The organism is Nitrosomonas sp. (genome assembly GCF_019635155.1).
Taxonomy (GTDB): domain Bacteria; phylum Pseudomonadota; class Gammaproteobacteria; order Burkholderiales; family Nitrosomonadaceae; genus Nitrosomonas.
In genome coordinates this window covers 290,380-315,875 of sequence record NZ_JAHBZY010000001.1, presented here as the reverse complement: position 1 = coordinate 315,875, position 25,496 = coordinate 290,380, and the positions used below count along the sequence as shown (strand labels likewise).

28 protein-coding genes are annotated in these 25,496 nt (G+C 45.0%); 13 read left to right on the top strand and 15 right to left on the bottom strand.

The genetic code is table 11. The features are described from left to right. Positions 1 to 9: 9 nt before the first annotated feature. From rnpA to mnmE, 4 genes are all read left to right on the top strand, one after another. Positions 10 to 366, top strand: coding sequence for a ribonuclease P protein component (rnpA, locus tag KF839_RS01545; protein ID WP_323802040.1), 357 nt, complete (start codon positions 10 to 12; stop codon positions 364 to 366). Next, on the top strand, positions 354 to 563 hold the full coding sequence (gene yidD, locus KF839_RS01540) for a membrane protein insertion efficiency factor YidD (protein ID WP_292916048.1): 210 nt from the start codon (positions 354 to 356) through the stop codon (positions 561 to 563). The genes rnpA and yidD overlap by 13 nt, the downstream gene beginning before the upstream one ends. 148 nt (positions 564 to 711) lie before the next feature. Continuing rightward, complete coding sequence (yidC, locus tag KF839_RS01535) at positions 712 to 2,613, top strand: membrane protein insertase YidC (protein WP_292916047.1); 1,902 nt, start codon at positions 712 to 714, stop codon at positions 2,611 to 2,613. 73 nt (positions 2,614 to 2,686) lie between these two features. Next, positions 2,687 to 4,042, top strand: coding sequence for a tRNA uridine-5-carboxymethylaminomethyl(34) synthesis GTPase MnmE (gene mnmE / locus KF839_RS01530; protein ID WP_292916075.1), 1,356 nt, complete (start codon positions 2,687 to 2,689; stop codon positions 4,040 to 4,042). Positions 4,043 to 4,056: 14 nt separating this feature from the next. On the opposite strand, the gene KF839_RS01525 is transcribed toward mnmE, so the two are convergent. From KF839_RS01525 to KF839_RS01515, 3 genes are read right to left on the bottom strand one after another with little or no spacing between them, the layout of a single operon-like run. Then, the gene (locus KF839_RS01525; RefSeq protein WP_292916046.1) at positions 4,057 to 4,485 is read right to left on the bottom strand and encodes a DUF3106 domain-containing protein; all 429 of its coding nucleotides are present in this window, start codon (positions 4,483 to 4,485) and stop codon (positions 4,057 to 4,059) included. Continuing rightward, positions 4,467 to 4,841 (bottom strand): DUF3619 family protein, encoded by a 375-nt coding sequence (locus KF839_RS01520; RefSeq protein WP_292916045.1) that lies wholly within the window; start codon positions 4,839 to 4,841, stop codon positions 4,467 to 4,469. The genes KF839_RS01525 and KF839_RS01520 overlap by 19 nt, the downstream gene beginning before the upstream one ends. Next, complete coding sequence (locus KF839_RS01515) at positions 4,838 to 5,404, bottom strand: RNA polymerase sigma factor (RefSeq protein ID WP_292916074.1); 567 nt, start codon at positions 5,402 to 5,404, stop codon at positions 4,838 to 4,840. Before KF839_RS01515 ends, KF839_RS01520 begins: the two co-directional genes overlap by 4 nt. A gap of 196 nt (positions 5,405 to 5,600) precedes the next feature. Between KF839_RS01515 and KF839_RS01510 the strand changes: the two genes are divergently transcribed. Together KF839_RS01510 and KF839_RS01505 are read left to right on the top strand one after the other, a co-directional pair. Continuing rightward, positions 5,601 to 5,786 (top strand): DNA gyrase inhibitor YacG, encoded by a 186-nt coding sequence (locus KF839_RS01510; RefSeq protein WP_292916044.1) that lies wholly within the window; start codon positions 5,601 to 5,603, stop codon positions 5,784 to 5,786. Position 5,787: 1 nt separating this feature from the next. Continuing rightward, positions 5,788 to 6,909, top strand: coding sequence for a DUF484 family protein (locus KF839_RS01505; protein WP_292916043.1), 1,122 nt, complete (start codon positions 5,788 to 5,790; stop codon positions 6,907 to 6,909). Here KF839_RS01505 and KF839_RS01500 read toward each other — a convergent pair. The 4 genes from KF839_RS01500 to prfB form a co-directional block, all read right to left on the bottom strand. After that, a complete protein-coding gene (locus KF839_RS01500) occupies positions 6,906 to 7,883 on the bottom strand; it encodes a Nudix family hydrolase (RefSeq protein WP_292916042.1) in 978 nt (325 codons plus the stop codon). The genes KF839_RS01505 and KF839_RS01500 overlap by 4 nt on opposite strands. 12 nt (positions 7,884 to 7,895) lie before the next feature. Next, entirely contained in the window at positions 7,896 to 8,762 is an 867-nt protein-coding gene (locus KF839_RS01495) for an ATP-binding protein (protein ID WP_292916041.1), read from the bottom strand. 18 nt (positions 8,763 to 8,780) lie between these two features. Then, positions 8,781 to 10,004 (bottom strand): bifunctional glutamate N-acetyltransferase/amino-acid acetyltransferase ArgJ, encoded by a 1,224-nt coding sequence (gene argJ, locus KF839_RS01490; RefSeq protein ID WP_292916040.1) that lies wholly within the window; start codon positions 10,002 to 10,004, stop codon positions 8,781 to 8,783. Between the two features lie 124 nt (positions 10,005 to 10,128). After that, positions 10,129 to 11,233 (bottom strand): peptide chain release factor 2 gene (gene prfB / locus KF839_RS01485; protein WP_292916039.1). Its coding sequence is split into 2 segments (ribosomal slippage): positions 10,129 to 11,151 and positions 11,153 to 11,233, totalling 1,104 coding nucleotides; the frame shifts between segments, so codons are not numbered across the junction. A gap of 201 nt (positions 11,234 to 11,434) precedes the next feature. On the opposite strand from prfB, the gene ispD reads away from it, so the two are divergent. From ispD to KF839_RS01455, 6 genes are read left to right on the top strand one after another with little or no spacing between them, the layout of a single operon-like run. Continuing rightward, positions 11,435 to 12,139 (top strand): 2-C-methyl-D-erythritol 4-phosphate cytidylyltransferase, encoded by a 705-nt coding sequence (ispD, locus tag KF839_RS01480; RefSeq protein ID WP_292916038.1) that lies wholly within the window; start codon positions 11,435 to 11,437, stop codon positions 12,137 to 12,139. Between the two features lie 5 nt (positions 12,140 to 12,144). Beyond that, on the top strand, positions 12,145 to 12,624 hold the full coding sequence (ispF, locus tag KF839_RS01475) for a 2-C-methyl-D-erythritol 2,4-cyclodiphosphate synthase (protein ID WP_292916037.1): 480 nt from the start codon (positions 12,145 to 12,147) through the stop codon (positions 12,622 to 12,624). A 1-nt stretch (position 12,625) separates the two neighbouring features. After that, positions 12,626 to 13,174 (top strand): RNA 2',3'-cyclic phosphodiesterase, encoded by a 549-nt coding sequence (gene thpR, locus KF839_RS01470; RefSeq protein WP_292916036.1) that lies wholly within the window; start codon positions 12,626 to 12,628, stop codon positions 13,172 to 13,174. 54 nt (positions 13,175 to 13,228) lie between these two features. After that, positions 13,229 to 13,909 carry a tRNA (adenosine(37)-N6)-threonylcarbamoyltransferase complex dimerization subunit type 1 TsaB gene (gene tsaB, locus KF839_RS01465; RefSeq protein ID WP_292916035.1) on the top strand — a complete coding sequence of 227 codons (681 nt, stop codon included), beginning with the start codon at positions 13,229 to 13,231 and terminating at the stop codon, positions 13,907 to 13,909. Next, complete coding sequence (rimI, locus tag KF839_RS01460; RefSeq protein WP_292916034.1) at positions 13,906 to 14,361, top strand: ribosomal protein S18-alanine N-acetyltransferase; 456 nt, start codon at positions 13,906 to 13,908, stop codon at positions 14,359 to 14,361. The genes tsaB and rimI overlap by 4 nt, the downstream gene beginning before the upstream one ends. Beyond that, a complete protein-coding gene (locus KF839_RS01455; RefSeq protein WP_292916033.1) occupies positions 14,358 to 15,092 on the top strand; it encodes a uracil-DNA glycosylase in 735 nt (244 codons plus the stop codon). Before rimI ends, KF839_RS01455 begins: the two co-directional genes overlap by 4 nt. A 38-nt stretch (positions 15,093 to 15,130) precedes the next feature. Here KF839_RS01455 and lplT read toward each other — a convergent pair whose 3' ends face one another. Continuing rightward, positions 15,131 to 16,405 carry a lysophospholipid transporter LplT gene (gene lplT / locus KF839_RS01450; RefSeq protein ID WP_292916032.1) on the bottom strand — a complete coding sequence of 425 codons (1,275 nt, stop codon included), beginning with the start codon at positions 16,403 to 16,405 and terminating at the stop codon, positions 15,131 to 15,133. A gap of 218 nt (positions 16,406 to 16,623) precedes the next feature. Here lplT and alr point away from each other — a divergent pair, with 218 nt between their 5' ends. Further along, positions 16,624 to 17,697 carry an alanine racemase gene (gene alr / locus KF839_RS01445; protein ID WP_292916031.1) on the top strand — a complete coding sequence of 358 codons (1,074 nt, stop codon included), beginning with the start codon at positions 16,624 to 16,626 and terminating at the stop codon, positions 17,695 to 17,697. A gap of 39 nt (positions 17,698 to 17,736) precedes the next feature. Here alr and KF839_RS01440 read toward each other — a convergent pair whose 3' ends face one another. The 7 genes from KF839_RS01440 to KF839_RS01410 all read right to left on the bottom strand — a co-directional run bounded on the left by KF839_RS01440 (position 17,737) and on the right by KF839_RS01410 (position 25,488). After that, entirely contained in the window at positions 17,737 to 18,573 is an 837-nt protein-coding gene (locus KF839_RS01440) for a peptidyl-prolyl cis-trans isomerase (protein WP_292916030.1), read from the bottom strand. Positions 18,574 to 18,683: 110 nt separating this feature from the next. Continuing rightward, positions 18,684 to 18,986, bottom strand: a complete 303-nt coding sequence (locus KF839_RS01435; protein WP_292916029.1) for a YciI family protein — start codon at positions 18,984 to 18,986, stop codon at positions 18,684 to 18,686. 2 nt (positions 18,987 to 18,988) lie between these two features. Continuing rightward, a complete protein-coding gene (locus tag KF839_RS01430; protein WP_292916028.1) occupies positions 18,989 to 19,606 on the bottom strand; it encodes a septation protein A in 618 nt (205 codons plus the stop codon). Between the two features lie 58 nt (positions 19,607 to 19,664). Further along, complete coding sequence (locus KF839_RS01425) at positions 19,665 to 20,816, bottom strand: FAD-dependent oxidoreductase (RefSeq protein WP_292916027.1); 1,152 nt, start codon at positions 20,814 to 20,816, stop codon at positions 19,665 to 19,667. 225 nt (positions 20,817 to 21,041) lie between these two features. Further along, the gene (locus tag KF839_RS01420; protein WP_292916026.1) at positions 21,042 to 21,806 is read right to left on the bottom strand and encodes an MlaA family lipoprotein; all 765 of its coding nucleotides are present in this window, start codon (positions 21,804 to 21,806) and stop codon (positions 21,042 to 21,044) included. 240 nt (positions 21,807 to 22,046) lie between these two features. Then, positions 22,047 to 24,140 carry a M3 family metallopeptidase gene (locus tag KF839_RS01415; RefSeq protein ID WP_292916025.1) on the bottom strand — a complete coding sequence of 698 codons (2,094 nt, stop codon included), beginning with the start codon at positions 24,138 to 24,140 and terminating at the stop codon, positions 22,047 to 22,049. Between the two features lie 73 nt (positions 24,141 to 24,213). Next, entirely contained in the window at positions 24,214 to 25,488 is a 1,275-nt protein-coding gene (locus tag KF839_RS01410; RefSeq protein ID WP_292916024.1) for a dihydroorotase, read from the bottom strand. Positions 25,489 to 25,496: the final 8 nt, after the last annotated feature.

Genomic DNA, 25,496 nt, shown 5'->3' with positions numbered 1-25,496 from the left:
GTATTTTATATTTTACGAGTATTACTTCTGTTCAAGCGATGCAAATTACGCCGCGCAACAGAATTTACTGCAGTTATTAATTTTAAGTATCAAGTCAGCGGAAATTTAATCCAAATATACGCAAAACCGAACGGATTGGGTTATGCGCGACGGGGATTAATAGTTTCTAAGAAAATTGAACGGCATGCGGTCAAACGAAATTGGATTAAGCGAATATTACGTGAAACCTTTCGCAAGCATCAATCTGGCGGTCAATCGCTGGACTGGGTATTTCGATTGAAGCATGCGGTAAACAGAAATGAGTCGATAGTACTGATCTCCGAAATGCAATTATTAATGTTTCAACTACAGCAATGTCACGATTAGCTATCGCCTTAATTAAATTCTATCAGTACTGCATCAGCCCTTTCTTTGCACCTTCATGCCGTTTTAGTCCAACTTGTTCCCAATATGCTTGTGACGCATACAAGAAATATGGTTTCATACGAGGAACAGGTCTAAGCGTATGGCGCATCTTGCGATGCAATCCTTGGAACAAGGGTGGATACGAACCTGTACCATGAGACGATAATCCCAATCACAATATCTTTGAGATCATCACTGCAATTATATTGAGACAAATTTGCATAACAAAAAAATACTTATTTTCTCAACTGCAGAATAATCACTTTATGCGAAGCTTCTTCTAGAAAAATAACTTGATCAGAAATAATGGAAACAAGAAAACTTATATTAATTATTATTTTCTCCACGTCATTGCTTTTTTTGTGGGATTCATGGCAAAAAGAAATTTATCCTCCAGCGTCACAAGTAATGCCCGGAGCGGTTTCAAGTACCGCTGACCAGCGTCATGACCCATTACCTGTGCCAGGCGATGAATTAACTTTTACAACAGCCGAATCAGGTGCAGCTTCCCGAGTGGAGGGAATCAGTCCCTCAGTGACACCAAATCTATTTACCATCGGTGAAAAAATACACGTACAAACCGATATGGTTATCGCTGAAATTGATACAGCAGGCGGCGATATTCGTCAACTCGGCTTGGTCTTGTATCCATCCAGAGAAGATATCAATAAGCCCTATGAGCTACTGCTTGATAAGACCGCACGATTCCAGGTTTCCCAATCGGGTCTAATCGGCGACGGGCTACCCAATCACAAAACAAAATATTCTGCAGAATCAGACAAATACCGGCTGGAACCCGGGCAGGACAAAATCGTTGTACGTTTGAAGGCGCCTGAAGAAAATGGTATACAAGTTACTAAACTATATACTTTTCATCGTGGCAGCTATGTCATCGATGTCGGATTTGAGATCACGAATCATAGCGAATCGACGATCATTCCGTTTTCCTACTTCCAAATGCTTCGGGATGCCAATGAGCCAGCCGGTGCCGGTGCATTAGTTCATTCTTACACCGGCCCCGCCATGTATACGGATTCGGAAAAATTCCTAAAAATCAAATTTTCCGATCTCGATAAAGGCAAAGCTGAATACCCGACCAATGACGATAATGGTTGGATCGCCATGCTGGAGCATTATTTTCTGACAGCTTGGCTACCTGCCCCTCATACGCCTCGCGAGTTCTTCGCCAAGCGGTTGGCACCCAACCAATATACGGCGGGAGTGATTGTACCTGTCGGCGCCATCGAACCGGATCAAGTTCAGAATATCTCTGTACCATTTTATGCGGGCCCGCAAGAACAAGACAAACTTGCTGAATTAGCACCCGGACTTGAATTGACCGTGGATTATGGTTGGTTAACAGTTCTGGCTAAACCGCTATTCTGGTTATTATCTTTTTATCATTCATGGACCGGTAATTGGGGAGTAGCCATTATCCTCTTGACTGTTACTGTCAAGCTCATCTTCTTTCCATTGTCTGCCGCTGGTTATCGTTCAATGGCGAAGCTACGAGTAGTCACCCCCAAGCTGCAACGCATCCGTGAGCAATATGCCAGTGACCGGCAACGCATGCATCAGGTCATGATGGAATTTTACAAAGAAGAAAAAATTAACCCAATGGGGGGATGCTTACCTATCTTAGTGCAAATACCGGTATTCATTGCGCTATTCTGGACACTCATGGCGGCCGTTGAGTTACGTTACGCACCTCTTGCGTTATGGATAACCGACATGTCGGTACCGGATCCCTATTACGTTTTGCCGGTAATCATGGGTATCTCGATGTGGGTACAATCGAAACTCAGCCCTACTCCAACCGATCCGATACAAGCGAAAGTAATGCAAATCATGCCTTTCGCTTTCAGTATCTTCTTTTTCTTCTTTCCAGCCGGACTGGTACTCTACTCGCTGTGTAACAATGTTCTCTCGATCGCACAGCAATGGCAAATCACCCGTATGTATGAGAACAAAGCGGAGAGCGATGCTAACAAGGATAAGAACAATAAGAAAGGTAAAGGCAAGCCTGATCCGGCCTCCGAAAAACCTCTGTTGACGGCCACTAAAGAGACGGATACAGCGGAAGCGGATACAACCGCCGCAATCAATACTGAGCAAGAAGTAAAGCAATCACCATCGGTTTCCACTAAAAGTAAAGCATCACCGAAAGCTAAAAGCGGTGCCACTGCCAGGAAAACGAGAAAGAAATAGTAACCTATGCGAGCGGTCGTCCTTCTGAATAACCACTCGCATATTTCACCGTGCAGTCCTTCGGAGTCATTTCATCGTAAGCCTTGATACCATTGCAGCAATTGCAACGCCGCCCGGGCGAGGTGGAATTGGGGTAATTCGCATTTCCGGCAAGGATTTATCAAAACTTGCAGAAAGAATACTCGGCAAGCTTCCAGAACCACGTTTCGCCAGCTACAGCAGTTTCCGGGGTGCTCACGGCCATATCATTGATCAAGGTATTGCACTGTACTTCCCGGCACCTCGTTCATATACCGGTGAAGATGTATTGGAGCTGCAAGGACATGGCGGCCCTGCTGTCATGAATTTATTGCTTGCAAGCTGCCTCACCGCTGGCGCACGTTTAGCGCAACCGGGGGAATTCACACTTCGCGCTTATCTCAACCACAAAATTGATTTAATCCAGGCTGAAAGTGTTGCTGCGATCATTGAAGCCAGTACGAATCAAGCAGCTCAGTGCGCAATTCACTCTTTACAAGGTCACTTCTCGACCAAAATTCACGAATTAGTAAACACATTGATCAAGCTTCGCATGCTTGTTGAAGCCACTCTGGATTTCCCGGAGGATGAAATTGATAATTTACACACCATAAAAATTAACGAGAAACTGGCACAGATCTGCAACAGGCTAGAACAAATAATCTTATCGGCACGCCAAGGAAACTTGCTGCAAGAAGGTATTCGAATCGCGCTTGTTGGTGCCCCGAATGTAGGCAAATCGAGCTTGCTCAATCAATTGGCGCATGAAGAAGCAGCCATAGTCACCGAAATTCCCGGCACAACTCGCGATACCATCCAGCGTACTATTAGCATCGACGGGATTCCAATTCATATCATGGACACAGCGGGTCTCAGAGAAACCAATGATATCGTTGAACAAAAAGGCATTGAACGGACGCATGCCGCAATCCATAGCGCCGATATGATTCTATCCCTCGTTGATATCAGTCAACAACAACCCAATACCACATACCCCATCCAGCAAGTTGTTCCAACCGGCAAACCACAAGTTACGGTATACAATAAAATAGATCTAGTTCATGATCAGCCTGGAATTAAAGAGCAGGAAAATGGTATCGCTATTTATCTTTCAGCAAAGACCGGCGTTGGAATTGATCTGCTAAAACGGAAAATATTAGACTTGGCGGGCTGGCAACTCAATCTTGCAGGAGAAGGTTTATTCATGGCCAGACAGCGTCATCTCGAAGCACTAGGCCAAGCTCATGCGCATATAGTATGTGCACAATCAGCGATGCAGCACCAATATCAATTGGAAATCCTCGCCGAAGAACTGAGACTGACACAAGATGCTTTATCATCCATTACCGGGGAATTTACCGCCGATGACTTATTGGGTGAAATTTTTTCCCATTTTTGTATAGGAAAATAACAAACAGCTGGTTTTTATACCAATCCATTGGCAGTTAATCGAAATCTGGATTTAGAACTTTTCTTCGAGTTACTCGGCAATTGCTCGTACTCGTACCAGCGTTGCTTGATTTCTTGGCGTTTCTGAGGCGGCAACTGCTCCATCTTCTTGAATCTTTCCCTTGCTTGCTTTCGCTGTTCAGCGGTCAGCGAGTACCAGCCTTGCATCTGTGACTGAATCCGCTGCTGTTCAAGCGGACTCATATTAGGATAGCGCTTTGCAATACTCAACCATTTTTTCTTACGTGCGAACTCCATACCGTCCCAGAATTCCGCCAGCGGCTCCAAAATTCTCTGCTGCTGATCAGTCAATTCTTTCCAACGTAATCTACCGGACTCAGCAACAGCTTCAAAAGAAAGAAACAAACACAAACCGCAAAGAGCAATTAATCGATATCCAGCCATTTCTCAAACTCATTGTTTATATAGGCGTCCACTGGCAATTCATCCGCTAAAATCTGAGCATCAATTGCTGCATTACGATCGTGTTCAAAAAATTGGGTGAGGAAAACACTCATTACTATATACAGCACGGTCAATAGTAATAACAGCCTTCCGGCATTAAGATGGCCGCCATGCCGCCCATAAACCGAGCTGCCACGACCGGAATTGATTAATCGCACCGATTCATCATATTCACATTGTTCGAGCGCAGCCCGGCGGGCCGATTGCAACCGATACAAAGTACTTTGCTTTATCGTTTCATTAGCACTTTGATCCAGTATCCTGGCAATTTTTTCCCCAAATTCATGTTCGTTCATAATTCCACTCCCTTTGCTTTGAGTATTGTAGCTAAAGAATGAACTGCACGGGAACAATGTGTTTTTACACTTCCTTCCGAACATTTCATGATGTCAGCTGTCTCCGCCAAACTCATCTCTTCCCAATAACGCAATATAAAGGCTTCACGTTGACGAGGAGGAAGAATTTCTAGTGCCTCTTCTATTAATGCAATTAGCTGCGCTCTTTCAAATTGAACATCGGGATCATTGGAATCCTGTTTAACCAGTAAAGTCTCGAGAATATCGAAATCTTCCTGATTTTTATCCTGATCTTTGGGTGTAAACGCTGAAAATAGTGTTGTCCATAACGTACGGATTTTTTGTCGACGGTAGTAATCGCGAATGGTATTCTGCAGAATGCGCTGAAACAGCAACGGTAGTTCCTCAGCGGGACGTGTTGCATACTTTGCTGTGAGTTTCATCATAGAATCCTGCACGATATCCAATGCAGCTTGCTCATCATGAACCGCAAACATGGCTTGCTTATAGGCACGCTTCTCGGTTCCAGCCAGAAAATCCGAAAATTCTTGTCGAGTAACCAGGATATCAATCCATATATAAAACGTAAACAAGAAAGTTTAAAATAACCCATGTAAAATTTTTGTAAAATAACCAGTAGCGCACCCATAAAAGTCGCTATCTCTTTATCCAAAGTCATACTATAGTTTCAAAATTCTCCTCTATGTTAGTAGACGGAAACTTCACTATCGCCAATAATCCGAATAAAGGTTTACTATTATGCAACGGCGCATAGTTACCTGCCCGCAATGCGGCAAGCCAGTTGTGTGGGAAACCGCTAACCGTTTTCGACCGTTTTGTTCTGAACGTTGCAAGGTGAATGATTTGTCGCAATGGGCGCAAGAATCTTACCGGATTCCTGACTCTCAAACGGATCCTGAAGATAACAAAAACTCTGAATCATAAAATGGGTGAATCAATCTACGATCAGAATCGAGAACTACAGCGCAAACTGGATCAATTTCTCAAGCAAGCCAGAGCCAATGAAAAGAAACAAGAATTATACGAAACATTCGGCTTTGAAATTATCGGTGCCAATACACCCAAGCAGCTGCGCGATTTGCTGTTATCTCAAATCATTTCCCGTTTCCAGTTATTGGATGTCGTATTGTGCCTTGTCGATCATCACAAAGATGCTGAACGGTTATTTTTTGATCACGACGAAGAAGCGCGCTTACTGCTTGAAAATAAGCTATTGATACTCGATACCTTAAAAGATGTGGAAATCATCCACACTCTCGTGAGTCATCCCCTGCTGGGTGTGGAAGCACTAAAAAGATATCCCTGGATGATCGCCAATCTAAAAACCAGAAATCAAATCAAAAGCGCTGCGTTTCTACCACTTTTGCGCAGCGATCGCATTACTGGCGCACTGATGATGCTCAGTCACGATCCGCATCGTTACCAAGAAGGCGTAGGAACACTATTTTTGCAGAAATTATCGGCAATGACCGCTGTAGCGGTAGAAAATTGCCTTAATCAACAAAGACTGAAAGAAATCAGTTATCAAGACGTTCTAACACAAGCGTATAACAGGCGCTACTTTGATCTGCGATTTAAAGATGAAATCGCTCGATGCATCCGTTGGGACGATGATCTGATCTGTATGTTTCTCGACGTTGATTATTTCAAGAAAATCAATGACACCTATGGCCATCAAATCGGCGATCTAGTATTGCGGCGCATGGTCAGCTTAATCAAAGAGCAAGTAAGATCGTGCGATATCGTCGCGCGTTATGGCGGAGAAGAATTCGTGGTCGCACTGCCATCCACATCCTTACAAGCGGCACATGAAATTGCGGAACGTTTGCGCCAGGCAATATGTTCTACGACCATGAATTTTATGAATAAACAATTTACAGTATCTGTTTCGATCGGCATGGCCAGCCTGAGAAATATGTTAACCGCACAGCAACACGATGTGGACTTTATCTGTTCAGCCATGCTCGATAGCGCGGATAAGGCTTTGTACGAAGCCAAAGAAGGCGGCAGAAACCAGGTCGCAGTTTACGCCGATCGTATTTCCTAATTCGGCTCTCCGATTCCGCGCATCATCGCAATACCATGCGCACCGAACTCCTTCGCAGTCACCAGATCATCAAAACGTAATCCTCCCAGTGCATAAACCGGCAACGAATAATCGCGGATCAAGGCGGCAAATTTGCGCCAGCCTAATGACAGCAACCCCGGATGCGTTAGCGTTGGTTGCACCGGTCCCAGCACGGCAAAATCCAAACCCAGCCGCTCCGCTGCAAAAAGCTCTTCGATGTTATGACAGGACGCACCGCACAATCCGTAGGCCGGCTCCGGACGAGATAACAGAGTCATCAGTTGCGATGAGGTCAAATGCACGCCATCCGCCCCAAGTTCGCGCGCCAACTCTAAATCGCCGTTAATCAACACCTTTGCTTGTGAATGACGCGCCATTACCAATACATCTCGCGCAAAATTTCTTAAATCGTCTTTGGCCATCCGCTTCTCACGGATTTGTAATAAGCGCACGCCATGCAACAACGCTCGTTCAATCTTTCCTAATTCCGATTGAACACCCATCTCAGCAGCATGCGTAATGGCATAAACCGGCGGTAGCAGCAACGATTGCAGAATTGCGCCATTCGCCGGAAGTATTGGAGATACTGCAATCTGGTGCGGCCATTGCCAGCTTACATCTTGTTTTTCTCTCGGCGTCAAATTGCCTTCCCATTCCCCGACCCGGAAAAAATGCAAGCGCACTGTCGCATGTGAATAGGCAAATACCCTGGTTACCCAAGGAAACGCATGACAAACATGAATACCGAGCTCTTCCCACAGTTCACGTGTCAGTGCATGCATCAGCGACTCACCCGGCTCTACCTTACCACCGGGAAACTCCCAATAACCGGAATACACTTTGCCTTCCGGCCGCTGTGCCAGTAAAAACCGCCCATCCGGCTGGAATATCACCGCAGCGACGACTTCCACAACCGGATTTGAATGAATGGCAGCTTGTGCAATGGAATTCACGAGTTTCTGCTTCTAACGCCGTGTGTTTTGCCGACCAGAAAAATCCCGCGCAAATTGCCACGCCACCCGGCCGCTGCGCGAACCGCGCTCAATCGCCCATTGCAAGGCCTCGGTACGAGCCGTCTCAGTCATTCTGGCTATTCCGAAATAGCCCAACCAGTAACGCACGATATCCAGATATTCATCCTGATTAAACGGATAGAACGACACCCACAAACCAAAGCGTTCGGACAGTGAAATCTTCTCCTCGACTGCTTCGCTCGGGTGTATCTCTTCACCCATATGTTTCGTGTCGAGATTATCGCGCATGAATTCCGGTACCATATGGCGGCGGTTCGACGTCGCATAAATCAGCACATTATCGGAAACCGTCGCAATCGAACCATCCAGCACCACTTTCAATGCTTTGTAGCCTGGTTCATCGGTTTCAAATGACAAGTCATCGCAAAACAGAATAAACCGCTCCGGACGCTGATAAATTTTTTGCACGATCTCATGCAAATCGACCAGATGATGTTTTTCCACCTCGATTAAGCGTAAACCATCTTTGGCATATTGATTCAGCAATGCTTTAATCAACGATGACTTACCGGTACCGCGCGCACCGGTCAGCAGCACATTATTCGCCGGGAAACCCCGCACAAACTGCCGCGTATTCTGATCGATACGCCGCTTCTGCCGATCGATACCACACAACGCATCGAGTGCAATACGATGCGGATGCGTAACCGCCTCGATAAAACCCGAATTTCCCTGACGGCACCAACGAAAAGCCGACGATGCCTGCCAGTCGGGTTCCGGATGCGACTGTGGCAGTAAATGTTCCAGGCGATCCAATAGTTTGTTCGCCCGCTTATACCACTTATCCCAATCACTCATCGTATATCCTACCGGCTCTTAACTCCGGTAGCTCGCATTAATCTTCACGTAATCATAGGAAAAATCGCAGGTCCATACTGTCGTCGAAGCATTACCCCGATTAAGCACGACACGAATGACGATTTCAGCCTGATTCATCACCCGCTGACCATCTTCCTCGCGATAATCCGCTGCCCGGCCGCCTTTTTCCGCCACCAGCACATCATCGAGATAGAGTTGAATATCATCAACATTCAAGTCATCAATCCCGGCATAACCGATCGCTGCGAGAATCCTGCCCAAATTCGGATCAGACGCAAAAAAGGCAGTTTTGACCAGCGGTGAATGCGCGACGGCATAAGCCACTTTGGCGCATTCGTTCTTGCTTTTACCGTTTTCAACTTGGACGGTAATGAATTTGGTCGCGCCTTCACCGTCACGCACAATCATTTTCGCAAGCCCTGCCGCCACCTCGGTAATCGCATCCTGCAGCAAGCAGAATTCTTCGGTATGTGGATTGAAAATCTCCTTATTACCCGCTTTGCCGGTCGCCATCACGATAAAGGCATCGTTGGTCGAAGTATCACCATCCACGGTAATGCGATTGAACGAACGATCCGCTGCATGTTGGATCAGCCTTTGCAACATCGGTTGGCTAATCGCCGCATCAGTCGCGACATACCCGAGCATCGTCGCCATATTCGGACGGATCATGCCGGATCCTTTCGCAATACCGGTAATCGTGATGGTTTTACCATTGATTTGTACTTGTCTTGACGCCGCTTTCGGCACGATATCGGTGGTCATGATCGCATGCGCCGCATGGAACCAGTTATCTGCTTTGCAATCCGTCACAGCAGCGGGTAATCCTTGGATAATCCGTTCCACCGGCAACGGTTCCATGATCACACCGGTTGAAAACGGTAACACCTGCTGCGGAGCCAAGCCCAGACGACTGGCCAATGCCGCACAGGTAGTTTGCGCATGGGCAATTCCCGGTTCTCCGGTTCCGGCATTGGCATTGCCGGTATTGATCACTAATGCTCGCACCGACTGCGCCAGATGCCGCTTTGCCACGACGACCGGTGCCGCACAAAAACGATTCTGCGTAAACACACCGGCAACCTGAGTGCCTTCGGCCAATACCATCACCAGCAAATCCTTGCGGCCGGGTTTCTTGATACCCGCTTCGGCAATACCAAGCGCCACACCGGCAACGGGCAACAACTGTTCAGGAGATAAAGAGGGAATATTGACTGGCATAGTAAAATCTTTGCGGTGTTAAAAATGCCGCTATGCTACCGTATCTCTGCCGTTTTTTCAGAATTTCGTAAATTGTACGCTTATCCGGTACCTAGCGCCTTATCGACAATCCAGTCAAACTCTATCAAACACCTTGCTTCAGGCTCGCTTCGATAAAACCATTTAAATCGCCATCCAGCACGCTTTGGGTATTTCCAACTTCAACATTGGTGCGCAAATCCTTAATCCGGGATTGATCCAAAACGTACGATCGGATTTGATGACCCCAGCCAATATCCGTTTTGGATTCCTCAACCGCTTGTTTCTCTTCATTGCGCTTACGCAATTCCGCTTCGTACAATCTCGATTTCAGCATTGCCAGCGCATCCGCTTTGTTTCGATGCTGCGAACGTCCGCTTTGGCATTGAACTACGATCCCGGTTGGATTGTGCGTAATCCGAATGGCGGAGTCGGTCTTGTTAATATGTTGCCCGCCCGCACCCGAAGCACGAAATGTGTCGATCCTTAAATCGGCGGGGTTGATTTCAATTTCAATGTTATCGTCTGCCTCCGGATACACAAAAACACTCGCAAACGATGTATGTCGGCGATTGCCCGAATCAAAAGGTGATTTCCGTACCAGACGATGTACCCCGGTTTCCGTTCTTAAATATCCGTAAGCATAGTCACCCATCACTTTTAAGGTTGCGCTTTTTATTCCGGCAACATCTCCCGGTGATTCTTCCATTACTTCCACTTGCAACCCTTCCCTTTCACAATAGCGCAGGTACATACGTTCCAGCATTGCCGCCCAATCTTGAGCTTCCGTCCCTCCCGAGCCGGATTGAATATCCAGAAAACAATTGCTTGGATCCATCGGACCGGAGAACATCCGCCGAAATTCAAGATTCGCAACGGTTTTCTCAATACTCTCGACATCAACCGCGATACTTTCAAGTGCCGAATCGTCTTCTTCCGACTTGGCCAACTCAAACAATTCTTGAGCATCCTGCAGTTGCTGATCCAATGATTCCAGGGTTAACACGATGTCTTCCAACGATTTCTTCTCGCGGCCGATCTCTTCAGTTCGCTTGCTATCATTCCAAATCGCCGGATCCTCAAGGACTAGCGCCAGCTCACTCAGTCTGGTTTGCTTGTTCTCGAAGTCAAAGAAACCCCCGTAATTCTTTGGTTCGATCACCGAGATCCTGAAGTTGATTCGATAATGCATTAATACGTTCAGCTTCCATAAATTTCACCTCGTTTAAAGACATACATTATACCTGTTACGAATTTTCAATATGGCAACCATGTTCGAAAGCGAGTGACTCATTCCAAGTAAAAGTCATAAATTCCAAGCAATCGCAAGCTAAAAAAAATATAATAGCCCCCTAGGTTGCTAGTAACTCAATTATTTCGTTGATAGATTTATTTTCCCTGAAGATCCCGCCATGTCCAAGTTCCTCGCATTAATTCCGGCAGCAGGCTCGGGATCCCGGATGGGTAACGATATCCCCAAACAGTATTTATCGTTGAGCGGCAAACCGATGATCTATCATGCAATCCATACGCTTTGCAAGAACCCGTCAATCGCTCATGTTCTGGTCGTTCTCTCACCCCACGATACCGAGTGGAATAAATTCGACTGGTCTAAGTTTTCCGATAAATTAAATGTATTTAGATGCGGTGGGGCAACACGTGCGGATAGCGTCCTTAATGGTCTCATTGCTGCGCAACATGAACTTCAAATCGACCCGGAGGATTGGATTCTTGTGCATGATGCAGCCCGGCCATGCTTATCCCGTTGGCATCTCGACAAACTGATTGACGAGCTGGCGAATGATGCAGTAGGAGGATTACTGGCGGTTCCCGTCGCCGACACGCTAAAACGCAGTAACAAAGAAACCCGGGTAGCATGCACGGAGCCTCGTGAGAATCTCTGGCAAGCGCAAACACCTCAAATGTTTCGCCATGCGCTTCTCACTCAGGCACTGCAAAATACGATCGAAACACCCATCACGGATGATGCCAGCGCAGTTGAAGCTATTGGATTTCACCCCAAACTTGTTGCGAGTGACTCTTACAATTTCAAAGTCACCTACCCCAATGATCTGGCACTAGCGGAATTAATATTACAACAAAGGAATAACCAGTGAACGCAATGAGAATAGGACAAGGGTGCGACATACATCAATTAGTTGAAGGGCGCCAACTGATTATCGGCGGCGTTACGATTCCGCATGATAAAGGATTGCTTGGGCATTCGGATGCAGATGTACTCTTGCACGCGATTTGTGATGCACTGCTCGGCGCTGCCGCTCTAGGGGACATCGGTCAACACTTTTCCGATTCGGATCCCCGTTTTAAAAACATTGATAGCCGCTTATTGCTTCGCGAAGTCTACAGCTTACTGAAAAAACACCACTATACGCTTAGTAACCTGGACGCAACCATTATCGCTCAAGCTCCCAAAATGGCACCCCATATCCCAGCTATGAGAAACAATATTGCACAGGATCTGGAAACCCACACCGGCAATATCAACATCAAAGCTAAAACAGCGGAAAAATTGGGAGCGCTTGGCCGCCAAGAAGGTATCGCTGCAGAAGTTGTTTGTTTGATCATCCGAGCACCACAATAGAGTGGTTGATAACAACAGCGCATCGGAAAAAGAATCAAGCCGCGTATTTCTAGCTGCTTTTCCAAATGAAATTCTACAAAAGAAATTAACGCAACAAGCCGTGGAACTCCATACAACATGCGGTGGACGAATCATCAAAACACGTCACATTCATCTCACACTTTTATTCCTCGGCAACGTAGATATTTGTCGCATTGATATATTGCGAGAAACGATGAGAAAAATTTCGGCACAGAAATTTGAATTGGAGCTTAATAAAATCAGCTATTGGAAACACAACCAAATCATATTTGCAGAAGCGGAACATTATCCCAATGAATTATTTTTACTGGTAGAATCGCTAAGGAATTCACTCACGGAAGCCGGATTCTTATTTGACAAACGTCACTACAAGCCTCATATCACGCTTATCAAAAAAGCTTCTCACCCGATCACTAGCCAACTGATGAAACCGATTCTGTGGCATATCAATGAATGGCATCTCGTACAGTCAAAACCCGGTCAAAAGGGAATCGATTATATCTCCCTTGCCCATTGGCCCTTGAAATAAACTCCATTTGCGCCATTCAGCAAATCTTTGCATCCATTTTATCGAGTACCGGCGTTGAAAATTCTTGCAATTGAAACCTCAACGGAATTCTGTTCCGTTGCATTATTAATGGACGATGGCATCGTCGCAAAAGAGGTTCATGCCGGCCAGAAACATTCTGAAATGCTGCTGGAAATGGTGCAAGAATTACTGAAAACCACCCAATTAACCTTGCACCAAATGGATGGCATCGCTTTTGGTGCGGGCCCAGGCTCGTTTACCGGTTTGCGCATCGCGTGCGGCGTAGCGCAAGGATTAGCTTATGCCGCCAACCTGCCCGTTGTTGGAATTAATACCCTCGAAGCGTTAGCACAGAAGACGGCTGCACATTTTGTAGTGACAGCACTTGATGCCCGCATGGGAGAAATCTATCATGCCGCATATCAGAAAATCACTCGCTTTAATTGGAAAATTATTAGTCCGCCCATGCTGTGCTCGCCCGACAATGTGCCCTTATTACCCGGTCATGAATGGATAGCATGCGGCAGTGGTTTTGATGTTTATCGCCCAAAGCTGGCGGCATTCTATTCTGATACTATCCAACAGATTCACAGCGGATTTCATCCTCATGCCACAGAAATAGCGCAACTTGCTTTGTATAAATTCCGCGAAGGTATTCGCCTGAATCCCGCGGATGCCAGTCCAGTTTATATCCGTAATAAAGTTGCATTAACAGAAAATGAGCGCAAAGTATGACGTCGCAACAAGCCTTTGAAATTAGAACAATGCATCCAACCGACCTGGAGCACATCATCCTGATCGAACGGGAAATCTTCCTTTTTCCATGGTCACCCGGGAATTTCTCGGATTCAATTAAAGCGGACTATCTATGCCAGGTCATGGAACAAGCGGGCACGATCGTAGGGTATGGAATCATGATGATGAGTCCTGATGAAGCTCATATACTCACACTAGGAATCGCCGCAAATTGGCAGAACAAGGGCTTTGGAAGAAAATTACTGCAACATCTCATACAAAGTGCTCGCAGCATGAATGCAAAGTCGATCTTACTGGATGTTAGAGAATCCAATCACGGCGCAGCGCAACTCTATCAACAAATGGGGTTTCAGCAAATTGCGACACGCAAAGGCTATTACCCCGCAATGTGTGGCCGCGAAGATGCGCGCGTCATGCAATTAATGCTATGAATAGTAAGCACGCATACAGGCTTAAAGAATTAAACTTGCTTCCGGTATGGCGCCAGAAATCGAATATTTCCGAGTACGGTGGTAAGTTCTCTCATGAAGAACCATCCATCCAGGAGACTCCGCCAAACACATTTCATCCGGTCGAGGATAGTCAGCTCATCAAAGAATCTGATCAAACAAGCTGGAATCAGTTAAAACAAGCGGTCACCGATTGTTTCCGCTGCCAATTAAGCCATACCAGAATCCATACTGTTTTCGGTGTCGGCGACGAACATGCGGATTGGTTATTTATCGGCGAAGGTCCCGGCGCAAGAGAAGACGAAATAGGTGAACCTTTTGTCGGACAAGCGGGCAAACTGCTGGATCAAATGCTAGCGGCAATCCGATTAAAAAGAGGCGATAACGTCTATATTACAAACATCGTAAAATGCCGCCCGCCCGGCAACAGGAATCCCACTCTAAACGAAGCTCGGCAATGCGAGTCCTATCTAATAAAACAAATCGAATTAATTAAACCGAAACTCATCGTCGCATTGGGAAAGGTTGCCGCGCAAAACCTTCTCAAATGCGACGACAGCATCTCAAGCTTACGCGGAAAAGTGCATCATTATTCTGACATTCCGCTAATTGTTACCTACCATCCGGCTTATTTGCTGCGATCGCTACCGGAGAAAGCAAAAGCTTGGAAGGATTTATGTTTCGCAAATACGACGATGCAATCTTTGAAATGAAGTTCTTCGACCCGAACAATGAGTCATTTACAAAAAAGTTAGTGAATTTTTCTCGCACCAATCAAATGTAGCGAGTCTTCTTTACTTTGATTCGTTAAATGCCATTTCCTGATCAGCGTCATCATCACCGATACGAACAAACCGAATGCCGCGATCACAGCATAGATATGAACTTCAAGAAAAATCAATAAGGCATAAAGCAATAGCATTACCAGGATACTTAAATTCTCATTAAAATTTTGTACCGCAATCGAATGACCGGCACCCATGAGAATATGCCCGCGATGTTGTAATAACGCATTCATCGGCACCACGAAAAAACCGGCCAAACCACCGATCAACATTAACAGCGCAATCGCAATCCATAAATCCCTGACAAGAATCATCACGATTACAACGATACCCATCGCAATTCCAAGAGGAATAACTTTTACTGATTGCCTCAATGAAATCCACTTTGCAGCCAAGATAGCACCTACTGCGATACCCAGAGCCACCACTCCTTGAAGCTGGGCAGCCTGATTCAACGGATAACCCATCGCCACTTCCGCCCATTTTAAGACAATAAATTGCAATGTAGCACCAGCTCCCCAGAACAAGGTGGTTACCGCTAACGATATCTGACCGAGTTTGTCAGTCCATAATAACTTTACACAATGACTGAACTCATGAACCAGATAGAGCGGATTTTTTTTGGGAATTCGATGATCGACACCAGTATTCGGGATATACAAATTAAATACCGCCGCTACGGAATAGATAGCGGCGATGATTAAGATACTACTTTCCAGAGCATTATCTATTCCAGTATCAATCACCGGAAGATCCAACTCTAATAACAGGTTAGCAACTGCCGGTGTAATCAGGACTCCACCCAGAACAGTCCCCAAAACAATTGAAGCAACTGTCAATCCTTCAATCCAGCCATTCGCAATCACTAATTTTTCAGGTGGTAATAACTCGGTCAAAATGCCATATTTGGCTGGAGAGTACGCGGCTGCACCCAAGCCGACAATTGCATAGGCCATCAATGCAAAGTACTGACTCATAGCAATAAATAGAAAACCGCAACCTATTATTTTAATGGTATTACTAAAAAACATTACCCGCCCTTTTGGCATCGAATCTGCAAAAGCCCCCACGAAAGGCGCGAGAATGACGTAAAACACCACAAAAACAAACTTAAGCATCGGTGTTAAATAGGCTGGAGCATGCAAATCAATCAACAATGCAATCGCCACAACCAACAGCGCATTATCTGCTAACGATGAGAAAAATTGCGCCGCCATGATTGTATAAAAGCCTCGTTCCAAACTTTTTCCTTATTTTTATTAGTCAGTCAATAACAGGCTTTCGCACGAAACCGATCAAAGTGATAGTATTAGCCGCTAAGCGTTAACAGTCCGTGAGATTAGCACATAATGCCAATCATCATCTCACGAACGCTTCAAAGAATAATTGGTGCACGAAAATAAAGACTATCATTTGCTTCTTATCCTAATTTACTCGAAATATTTTACTTTTTAAATTGATGTCACGCCCGATACAAGCAACAATCGATTTATCCGCTCTCACTCAAAATTTAGCAATGGTACGTCAATATGCAACGAAAGCCCGGATTATGGCTGTTATAAAAGCGGATGCATACGGACACGGGCTTTTTCCGGTTGTAAGCGCACTCAAAGATGCGGATGGTTTTGCGTTACTCGAATTGAATGCGGCTATCGCATTACGAAAGGCGGGCTATCAGCAACCGATTCTTCTTTTGGAAGGCTTCTTTTCCATTGAAGAATTACCCGAGTTTCAACGCTATAAGCTGAGTGCGGTTATTCACCACGAAGAACAAGTCGCCATGTTATCTAAATCGAAGCATAGGCTGGACATATTCCTGAAAATTAACACCGGAATGAATCGCCTTGGTCTGCACCCTAATCAACTCGCCCGGATAATCAAGTATCTCATCGATAATCAATGCGCAAGAAGCCTGACGTTAATGACCCACTTTGCAAGCGCCGATATTCCTGCGGAAAAAGAGAGTGTTTCTCGGCAGTTTGAAATTTTCCGTTCAATTACCAAGGATTATCATTACCCTTGTTCAGTCGCAAACTCTGCAGCAATCATCCGCTACCCTGAAACACAGTCTGACTGGATTCGTCCCGGAATCATGTTATACGGCTCATCACCTTTTCCGGACAAAACAGCATCCAATCTTCAGTTGAAACCTGTAATGACACTCTCAAGTAAAATTATTGCTATCCATGATTTGCAAATCGGCGATAAAGTTGGTTATCACGGTCTTTTCGAAGCGGATCGTCCGATGCGTATAGGAATCGTGGCATGTGGCTATGCCGACGGATACCCTCGACATGCGCCCACAAATACACCGGTATTAGTCAATAATCAACGAAGCAGATTATTAGGACGAGTGTCAATGGATATGATCGCAGTAGATCTTACAGATATTAGAGACGCTGGATTAAGCAGTGCGGTAATCTTATGGGGAAAGGGGTTGCCTGTTGACGAAGTGGCTTGCCATGCAAACACTAACAGCTATGAACTGCTTTGTGCTGTCGCTCCAAGGGTTGAAAGACAAATTTCGCACTAGAAGCGTATCCACGTCCATTCAACCCTGTATTGCAGAAAATTATTCGACTTTTGCTTTACTGCGCAAATCTTGAACTACGGTACCGAATTCACGTTGCAATACACGTTGCTGAATATTTTGCTTCACTTCTTCAAAAGGCGGGATCGCCATCGGGCGAATATCCATTAATTCGATCACATGCCAACCGAAAGAAGTTTGAACGGGCAAGTCTGTTCTTCCACCTTTTGACAATTTCACGAGCGCTTCAGAAAAAGGCCGAACATAAGCTGCCGGTGGACTCCAGTTAAGTTCGCCTCCGTTTTCCTTACTACCGTCATCCAGTGATTTTTGCTCGGCTAATTTAGCAAAATTGCCGCCTTTCTTGAGCTGAGCAATGATATCAAGCGCTTCACTCTCAGTCCCTACGAGAATATGACGTGCTTTATATTCCTTATCGCCCATTTGGACTTTCAGCATCTCATATTCCTTGCGCAAAGTATCTTCGCTGACAATATTATTTTTGATGTAATCAGCCTGAAATGCTCTCACCAATACAGCCTGCCGGGCGATTTCTAGCTGTGCAATAACTTCTGGATCCAGATCCAATCTTTTTTTAACAGCTTCCTGAGCCAGGATTTCTTCGGCGATTAAATTTTCACGTAGCGCTTTTCGCATTTCAGGTCCATCGGGCTGTCCTTGTGCTACATTCGCCTTTACCATCAGATCCAAACGCGCTTGCGGAATCGCAACACCATTAACTTTCGCCATCACACCGCCCGATTGAGAATGAGCTGACATGGCGGCAAAGCTTAGAAAACTAACTAATATAATTTGTGAGAATCTCATCAAACGCATGGAATTTCCTCTACTGTAATTAAATAAAAATACATTCTTCATACTATAAGACCAAGAAAGTATACGCTTTAACTGAATATACGTGAATCTTTACCTAACGCGTTATCTACAAAAGTATTTTAATCCCTGGGAAAAGCAACACTCAGTAGAAATTAACTTGGCAATACCTTTTTAAATGGCTTAACAATCACTTTCTGATACACCCCGGCACTTACATAAGGGTCTGCATTTGCCCAAGCTTTAGCAGCCTCCAAAGACTCAAACTCTGCCACAATCAAGCTACCCGAGAAACCTGCCGGTCCGGGCTCCAAACTATCAATCGCAGGAAAAGGACCCGCTAAAATTAACCGGCCTTCATTCTGTAAAATCTGGATTCTACTCAGATGCTGCGAACGCACCGCCATTCTTCTTTCCAGGCTATCCGGCACATCCTCTCCGTTAATCATATATAACATCTTTATTTTTTGCTCGCTGGATTTGGATTTTTGATTTCGTCTTTCACTTTTTCCTGGCTAACGTCATTCTCATTTTCAGTCACCAATGCTTTTGCATCTTCTATATATTTTCCCAACAAAATTATCTGCGCCACGATAAAAATAAGCATTAAGCCGGTTGCTCCAAAAAGTTTATAAGAAACCCATGCATCCAAAGAAAAGCTAAACGCGACAAAAAGATTGACACAACCCATTACTACAAAAAAAACAACCCAACTCAGATTGAGGTAATTCCAAATGGCTGGTGGAAGTGACACCTGTTTCTCAAGAGCCAGCTTTATCAAATTCTTATTAAATAGCAAATTGGATATCAGCAACGCCGATCCAATAAGCCAGTAAAAAACCGTCGGCTTCCATTTAATAAACGTCTCATCCTGAGAAACCAATGTCGCACCACCAAATACAATAATTACTGCCAAATTTATCCACATCATTTTTTCAACTTGACGATGGCGTATCCAAAGCCAGCCGATTTGCACAACCGTTGCAACTATTGCAACCGCAGTTGCAACGAAAATATCGTACAACTTATAAGCAAGAAAAAATAATACAACCGGAAATAAATCAAACAATAGCTTCATCAGCAATAACCATCAATTGATATCGAAAACTATCCGTAAAAAATATTCTAAATTGGTTTTACTGCAAAACTGCCGGCAATCGCGCCGTTAAACTGTTTCTTTCCTTCGTTGCATCTCCCAATAATGCATATCCGATTAAATTGCCGGCATTATCTTCATAAAGCGCCTTAATGCCATTTTCATCCGCCTCTACATTCCATGCACCTATAATGCCAAAGTCCGGTGGCGAAACCACGGTTGGACACGACGAAGTTTTAACAATCACAGGCATCGCCGGATAATGAACAGGCGTAGGATTTCCCGCGAGTGTTGCAGCAAGCGCTCGAGCAGCATGAGAAATAGGCATCACGAACGGCAATACTTTCCCTTCAACCTCAGCACAATCACCCAAAGCATAAATATCATTCAATTGCGTTTGCAGATACCTATTCACAATGATTCCCCGATTAACCGAAATCCCTGTCGATGCCGCAAGCTGAGTACGCGGCCGCAACCCAACTGCTGATAAGACAACATCTGACTCTATTGAGTTGCCATTCGCAAAAGTCAAATACAAATGCTCTTGTACCTGATCAATGGAGTTGACTGAAGTATTTAAATGAAAAGTAACACCAATTCCCTCAAGCTTTCTTTGAATAAAAGCGCCTCCGGCCGGAGGTAGAAGCCGCCCGAGCGGTTGTGAACTAATATCAATCACATCGACGTGATGACCGGTTAAGGCCAAGTCATTTGCAAATTCACATCCGATCAACCCTGCTCCAATAATGCTTACTCTTTTTTTTTCATCTAACTCTGCACGAAATTTTTTATAATCATCCAGGTCATTGACCGTCAGTACCTTCTCCACACCACTGCCTGATAATGGCAAGCGCACTTGATCTGCGCCTAGCGCCAGAACCAACCGATCATAGAGCACGCTTTCACCATCAGCTAAAATTACTTCGTTCTTAGGTTGATTCAGGGACGCTACACAGCAATGAGGACGTATTACAATTTTTAACTGCGCCGACATTTGAGCGGCATCGCCATTTAAAATGGATTCTGGAGTTTTGCCGGATGATAAAGCATTCGATAGCATGGGTTTGGAATAAAAACCGCCATGATCCGCTGACAACATTAAAATCGGTGTTTCGGCATCCAGCTTGCGAAACTCCCGCGCGACCCCATAGCCAGCCAATCCACTTCCAACTATCACTATCTGTTTGATCATTTATTTACTTCTCCAACATTCCAGGAATCACCTGATATCTCACAAATCCACGAAAATCAGAATTTCCGGAATCTCTTCTCCTTTGACACTCATTTCCCAGACCCGAAAAAATAAAGCACACTGGCTATTGGAAAACTCCACAAAGCCGGTGTGCCTTGTTTTCGATCCATTAAACTTGAATACACATACGATATTGCACTCAAAGTTAAAAGATTCGATTTCTCTTTATTTATCCTCGCTACTGTTATTAACCAGGCTCTCTCTTCTCTGGGTATAAGCATCGCGAATAAACTCATATTTGTCTAAAGCAGCTTCTTCAAGTGTCTTGTCTTGTTCTAGAAATTCCGCGCGATTGTTAAATGTGCGTGCTGTCGCAACAGGAAGGCGTAACGCCGGTGAATTAATATAACTGACATGATTCAAGAATACACCCGTTACCCCTTGCGTGACAGGATCCATAAAGAAGCTATCCACCGCCATCCCGAATGTATCACGAACGGAACTCGGACCTAATAGAGGCAATACGATATAAGGTCCGCTTCCGACCCCATATCGGCCTAATGTCTGGCCGAAATCCTCATTACGCTTGTTGAGATTGACATCGCTCACCGCACTAATATCACTTGCAATATCAATCAGGCCAAATACTCCGAATGTCGTATTAACTAACAGTCTTGCGCTACTAGCCAATGCGCTCTCATAATTTAACTGCAGAACTGAATTGGTAATCACGACAACTTCATTGAGGTTTGAGAAAAAATTCCCTACCATCAATTCAAGTGGATCAGGCATGATCCGCTTATACTGTCTTACTGCTGGATCAAATAAATTATCGTAAACCGTTTCGTTAAAATTAAAAACAGCACGATTCATTGACTCCAAAGGATCATACGGACCATTTTGGTCATTCACCTTTGTTGAAGCACAACCACTTAAAAATAAACCAGAAACAAGTATAACAGCAGCTTTGGAACGAATCATATTAATCATGTTCTTATTTCTTTTAGTAAAAATTCAACGAATCTTGCCACATTTATAAAGGAGGTTCAATATGCTTCAATATTAAGCATTTCAAACCATCAACCAATATCACTCTTGTTTAATCTCAGAAATTTACACGCCTTCATTAAAACAGACATTAAATGTTTTGTATATACGACAACCTGATTATGATGCTTAATAGGCTTGTTAATACGTTAAATAAACCCATAACAATATATCATTTTATCTTTAAGACACTTCCATGCCATTATGCCGCAATAACGCATCCAACTCCGGTTCACGCCCACGAAAAGCAACGAATGACTCCAGTGCGGAACGACTTCCCCCCACAGCAAGAATCTCTTCAAGAAAATGAGCACCTGTTGACGCATTGATCACTCCATCAGCAGCAGTTTCTTCAAACATACTATAAGCATCCGCTGACAGCACTTCCGCCCACTTATAACTGTAATAACCAGCCGCATAACCTCCCGCAAAAATGTGCGCAAAGCTGTTTGGAAAACGATTAAAGGCCGGTGGAATAACCACCGCGACCTCGCTGCGAATATCATCGAGCAACTGCAATACAGTTTTATCACCATTCGGTTTATAGTCGAAATGCGCGCGCATATCAAACAACGCAAACTCAATCTGCCGCAGCATTTGCAATCCGCTTTGGAAATTTTTTGCTTTCAACATTTTATCGAATAACATTCTGGGTAGGGAATCTCCTGTCTCAATATGCTGGGTCATGCCAGCCAACACATCCCATTCCCAGCAAAAATTCTCCATAAACTGGCTCGGCAATTCCACTGCATCCCATTCCACGCCATTAATGCCGGATACCCCAAGATCTTCGACTCTCGTCAATAAATGATGCAGGCCGTGCCCAAACTCATGAAACAGAACGATCACCTCCGCGTGCGTAAACAATGCCGGGCGTAGTTGGCCATTTATTGCGACAGGCGCCGAGAAATTACACGTTAGATACGCAACCGGTATCTGTATTGTTTGTTGCACAGCTTCAGAATCATCAACCCGCCTGCGTGTAATGGCATCATCCATCCAGGCACCCCCACGCTTATTCGGCCGCGCGTATAAATCCAAATAAAATTGACCGATCAATTGACCATCAGCATCATGAATATCAAAAAACTTAACATCGGGATGCCAGCACTGAATATTACGCGCTGAATCCGCTAAAGTAATACGGATGCCATACATTTTTTCCACTACACTGAACATTCCATTCAATACTTTATTCTCGGGAAAGTACTGTTTAACTTCCTGATCAGAAAATGCATAGCGCTCTTCGCGAAGTTTCTCGCTAACATACGCCAGATCCCATGCTTCGAGTTTAGTCAGATTCAATTTCTCCGCAGCAAATTGTTGCAATGCCTGTAGATCGCCCATCGCGTGCGGTCTTGCTTTTCCGGCTAATTCCCTCAGAAAATCGAGCACTTGCTGTGGAGAAGTTGCCATTTTCGTAACCAAAGAAACCTCGGCAAAATTCTCATATCCCAACAACTGCGCTGCTTCCCGGCGGAGTTCCAATATCTTATTGATAAGCGGCATATTATCGTTACCTAACCCAGCTTCGCTATCAAATTCACTGGCACGCGTCGCGTATGCGCGATACAACCGCTCACGAACGCTACGATTATCCGCATATTGCATTACCGGCAAATAGGATGGCATATGCAAGGTGAATTTCCAGCCGCGCTTGTTATCGGATGCCGCAAGCTGCGCCGCCGCTTCCAACACATCTGCTGGAATACCCGCCACAGATGCTTCATCCTCAATAATCAATGAATAAGCATTTGTAGCATCGAGCAAATTGTCACTAAACTCGGAAGACAGTTTCGATAACTCTTCCTGAATTTGTAAAAACCGCCGTTTTTTCTCCGCCGGCAATTCCGCACCGCCCAAACGGAAATCTCTCAATTCATTCTCAATAATTTTTTTGCGCGCCGGTGTCAGTTGCTCAAATTCCCTACTTGCACTTAATTTTTTATATTTCTCGAATAACAGCAAATCCTGCGACAATTCGGCATAAAATTGAGTAATCGCTGGAAGATTGGCGTTATAAATTTCGCGCAGTTGCGGGCTATTCATCACTGCATTCAAGTGCGACACCTGTCCCCAAGCTCGAGATAAGCGTTCATTGGCATTCACGATCGGTTGAACGGATGTTTGCCAGGTAGCCACACCATCGTCAGCTCGCACTTTCTCTATTACTGCGCGATTTTCCGCTATCAGCATTTCAACGGCCGGCGTAATATGTTCATTTTTAATTTCAGCAAAACGGGGCAATCCGGAAAAATCTAGTAAGGGGTTTGACATATCTGTTTCAAGAATTCAGTTATAAAGGTTAGTTTTACTTGATTACTCACAAGTGAATTGAGGGTCACGGCAATCAATGCTCATAGACAATTTGACCATTCACCAAGGTATATTTTATCTTTCCAGGCAATTCCATTCCCATGAACGGCGTATTCTTGCCCTGACTCAGAATCGCCGGCGGTGTCACTTTCCAGTACTGATCCGAATCAAAAATACAAATATCCGCAGCGCTGCCTATTGATAAATGACCTGCATCTATTCCCAATATCCCGGCTGGTTCGGAAGTAATCCTGGCCAAAGCTTTCGCTAAAGGCAAACGCATTTCAACACCCCATTTCAACGTCAGAGGCAACAACAACTCCACGCCCGTTGCGCCAACCTCGGATTGTCCGAATGGTAATAATTTTGCATCCTCATCGACCGGCGCATGATCGGAACAAACTGCGTCAATAGTACCGTCCAGCAAACCATGGCGCAATGCATCCCGGTCACTGGAGCCCCGTAACGGCGGCATCAAATGGCAATTGGAATCAAAAAAACCAATATCCATATCCGATAAATGAAGATGATTAATCGTTACATCGCACGTCACCGGCAAACCTTGTTGTTTAGCGTTACGAATCATTGCCAAACCTTCCGCGCTGGCAATTCGGCACAAATGGACTCTGACACCCGTTTCTCGCATTAATAAAATAATATTCGAAATAGCAACCGTTTCGGCACACACAGGAATAGTCGGTAAGCCTAAGCGAGTCGCGACTTCGCCGTCATGAGCAACCCCATCACTCGTAAGCGTCATATCCTGAGGACGCAACCATACACTAAACCCAAATGTAGATGCATAGCGCATCGCCTGCATCAATACCCGCAAATTACTCAATAAACCATCCGGTTGCCCAAAAACCACACACCCGGCGTCGTTCAATTCGGCCATCTCTGTCAAACGCTCGCCCTTCAATCCTTGCGTCAAAGCACCAATCGGGTATACATGCGCTTGATTCAGATTTTTAGCACGATGCTTCAGCATTTCGACCAAACCGGGTTCATCCAGCGGTGGATCCGTATCCGGCGGACAAGCGATACTGGTCACACCACCAGCCACTGCCGCTCTCATTTCGGATTCCAAAGTCGCCTTATATTCAAGACCGGGTTCACGTAAACGTACCGACAAATCCACCAATCCAGGGCACACGATCAATGATTGCGCATTAATAACACGGTTCGCTTGAAATTCATGCGGAGCTGTGCCGATGGATAAAATTTTACCTTTGGAAATGAAGAGATCCTGAATTTCATCAACGCCATTCTTGGGATCGATCAAGCGTCCGTTTTTAATATGAATTTTCATAACACTAC

Excerpts from the sequence above, each read along its gene's own strand:
- yidD (WP_292916048.1), top strand. The coding sequence starts at position 354 with ATGTCACGATTAGCTATCGCCTTAATTAAATTCTATCAGTACTGCATC.
- yidC (WP_292916047.1), top strand. The coding sequence starts at position 712 with ATGGAAACAAGAAAACTTATATTAATTATTATTTTCTCCACGTCATTG.
- KF839_RS01525 (WP_292916046.1), bottom strand. The coding sequence starts at position 4,485 with ATGGCTGGATATCGATTAATTGCTCTTTGCGGTTTGTGTTTGTTTCTT.
- KF839_RS01520 (WP_292916045.1), bottom strand. The coding sequence starts at position 4,841 with ATGAACGAACATGAATTTGGGGAAAAAATTGCCAGGATACTGGATCAA.
- KF839_RS01510 (WP_292916044.1), top strand. The coding sequence starts at position 5,601 with ATGCAACGGCGCATAGTTACCTGCCCGCAATGCGGCAAGCCAGTTGTG.
- KF839_RS01505 (WP_292916043.1), top strand. The coding sequence starts at position 5,788 with ATGGGTGAATCAATCTACGATCAGAATCGAGAACTACAGCGCAAACTG.
- KF839_RS01495 (WP_292916041.1), bottom strand. The coding sequence starts at position 8,762 with ATGAGTGATTGGGATAAGTGGTATAAGCGGGCGAACAAACTATTGGAT.
- argJ (WP_292916040.1), bottom strand. The coding sequence starts at position 10,004 with ATGCCAGTCAATATTCCCTCTTTATCTCCTGAACAGTTGTTGCCCGTT.
- ispD (WP_292916038.1), top strand. The coding sequence starts at position 11,435 with ATGTCCAAGTTCCTCGCATTAATTCCGGCAGCAGGCTCGGGATCCCGG.
- ispF (WP_292916037.1), top strand. The coding sequence starts at position 12,145 with ATGAGAATAGGACAAGGGTGCGACATACATCAATTAGTTGAAGGGCGC.
- rimI (WP_292916034.1), top strand. The coding sequence starts at position 13,906 with ATGACGTCGCAACAAGCCTTTGAAATTAGAACAATGCATCCAACCGAC.
- KF839_RS01455 (WP_292916033.1), top strand. The coding sequence starts at position 14,358 with ATGAATAGTAAGCACGCATACAGGCTTAAAGAATTAAACTTGCTTCCG.
- alr (WP_292916031.1), top strand. The coding sequence starts at position 16,624 with ATGTCACGCCCGATACAAGCAACAATCGATTTATCCGCTCTCACTCAA.
- KF839_RS01440 (WP_292916030.1), bottom strand. The coding sequence starts at position 18,573 with ATGAAGAATGTATTTTTATTTAATTACAGTAGAGGAAATTCCATGCGT.
- KF839_RS01435 (WP_292916029.1), bottom strand. The coding sequence starts at position 18,986 with ATGTTATATATGATTAACGGAGAGGATGTGCCGGATAGCCTGGAAAGA.
- KF839_RS01430 (WP_292916028.1), bottom strand. The coding sequence starts at position 19,606 with ATGAAGCTATTGTTTGATTTATTTCCGGTTGTATTATTTTTTCTTGCT.
- KF839_RS01425 (WP_292916027.1), bottom strand. The coding sequence starts at position 20,816 with ATGATCAAACAGATAGTGATAGTTGGAAGTGGATTGGCTGGCTATGGG.
- KF839_RS01420 (WP_292916026.1), bottom strand. The coding sequence starts at position 21,806 with ATGATTAATATGATTCGTTCCAAAGCTGCTGTTATACTTGTTTCTGGT.
- KF839_RS01415 (WP_292916025.1), bottom strand. The coding sequence starts at position 24,140 with ATGTCAAACCCCTTACTAGATTTTTCCGGATTGCCCCGTTTTGCTGAA.
- KF839_RS01410 (WP_292916024.1), bottom strand. The coding sequence starts at position 25,488 with ATGAAAATTCATATTAAAAACGGACGCTTGATCGATCCCAAGAATGGC.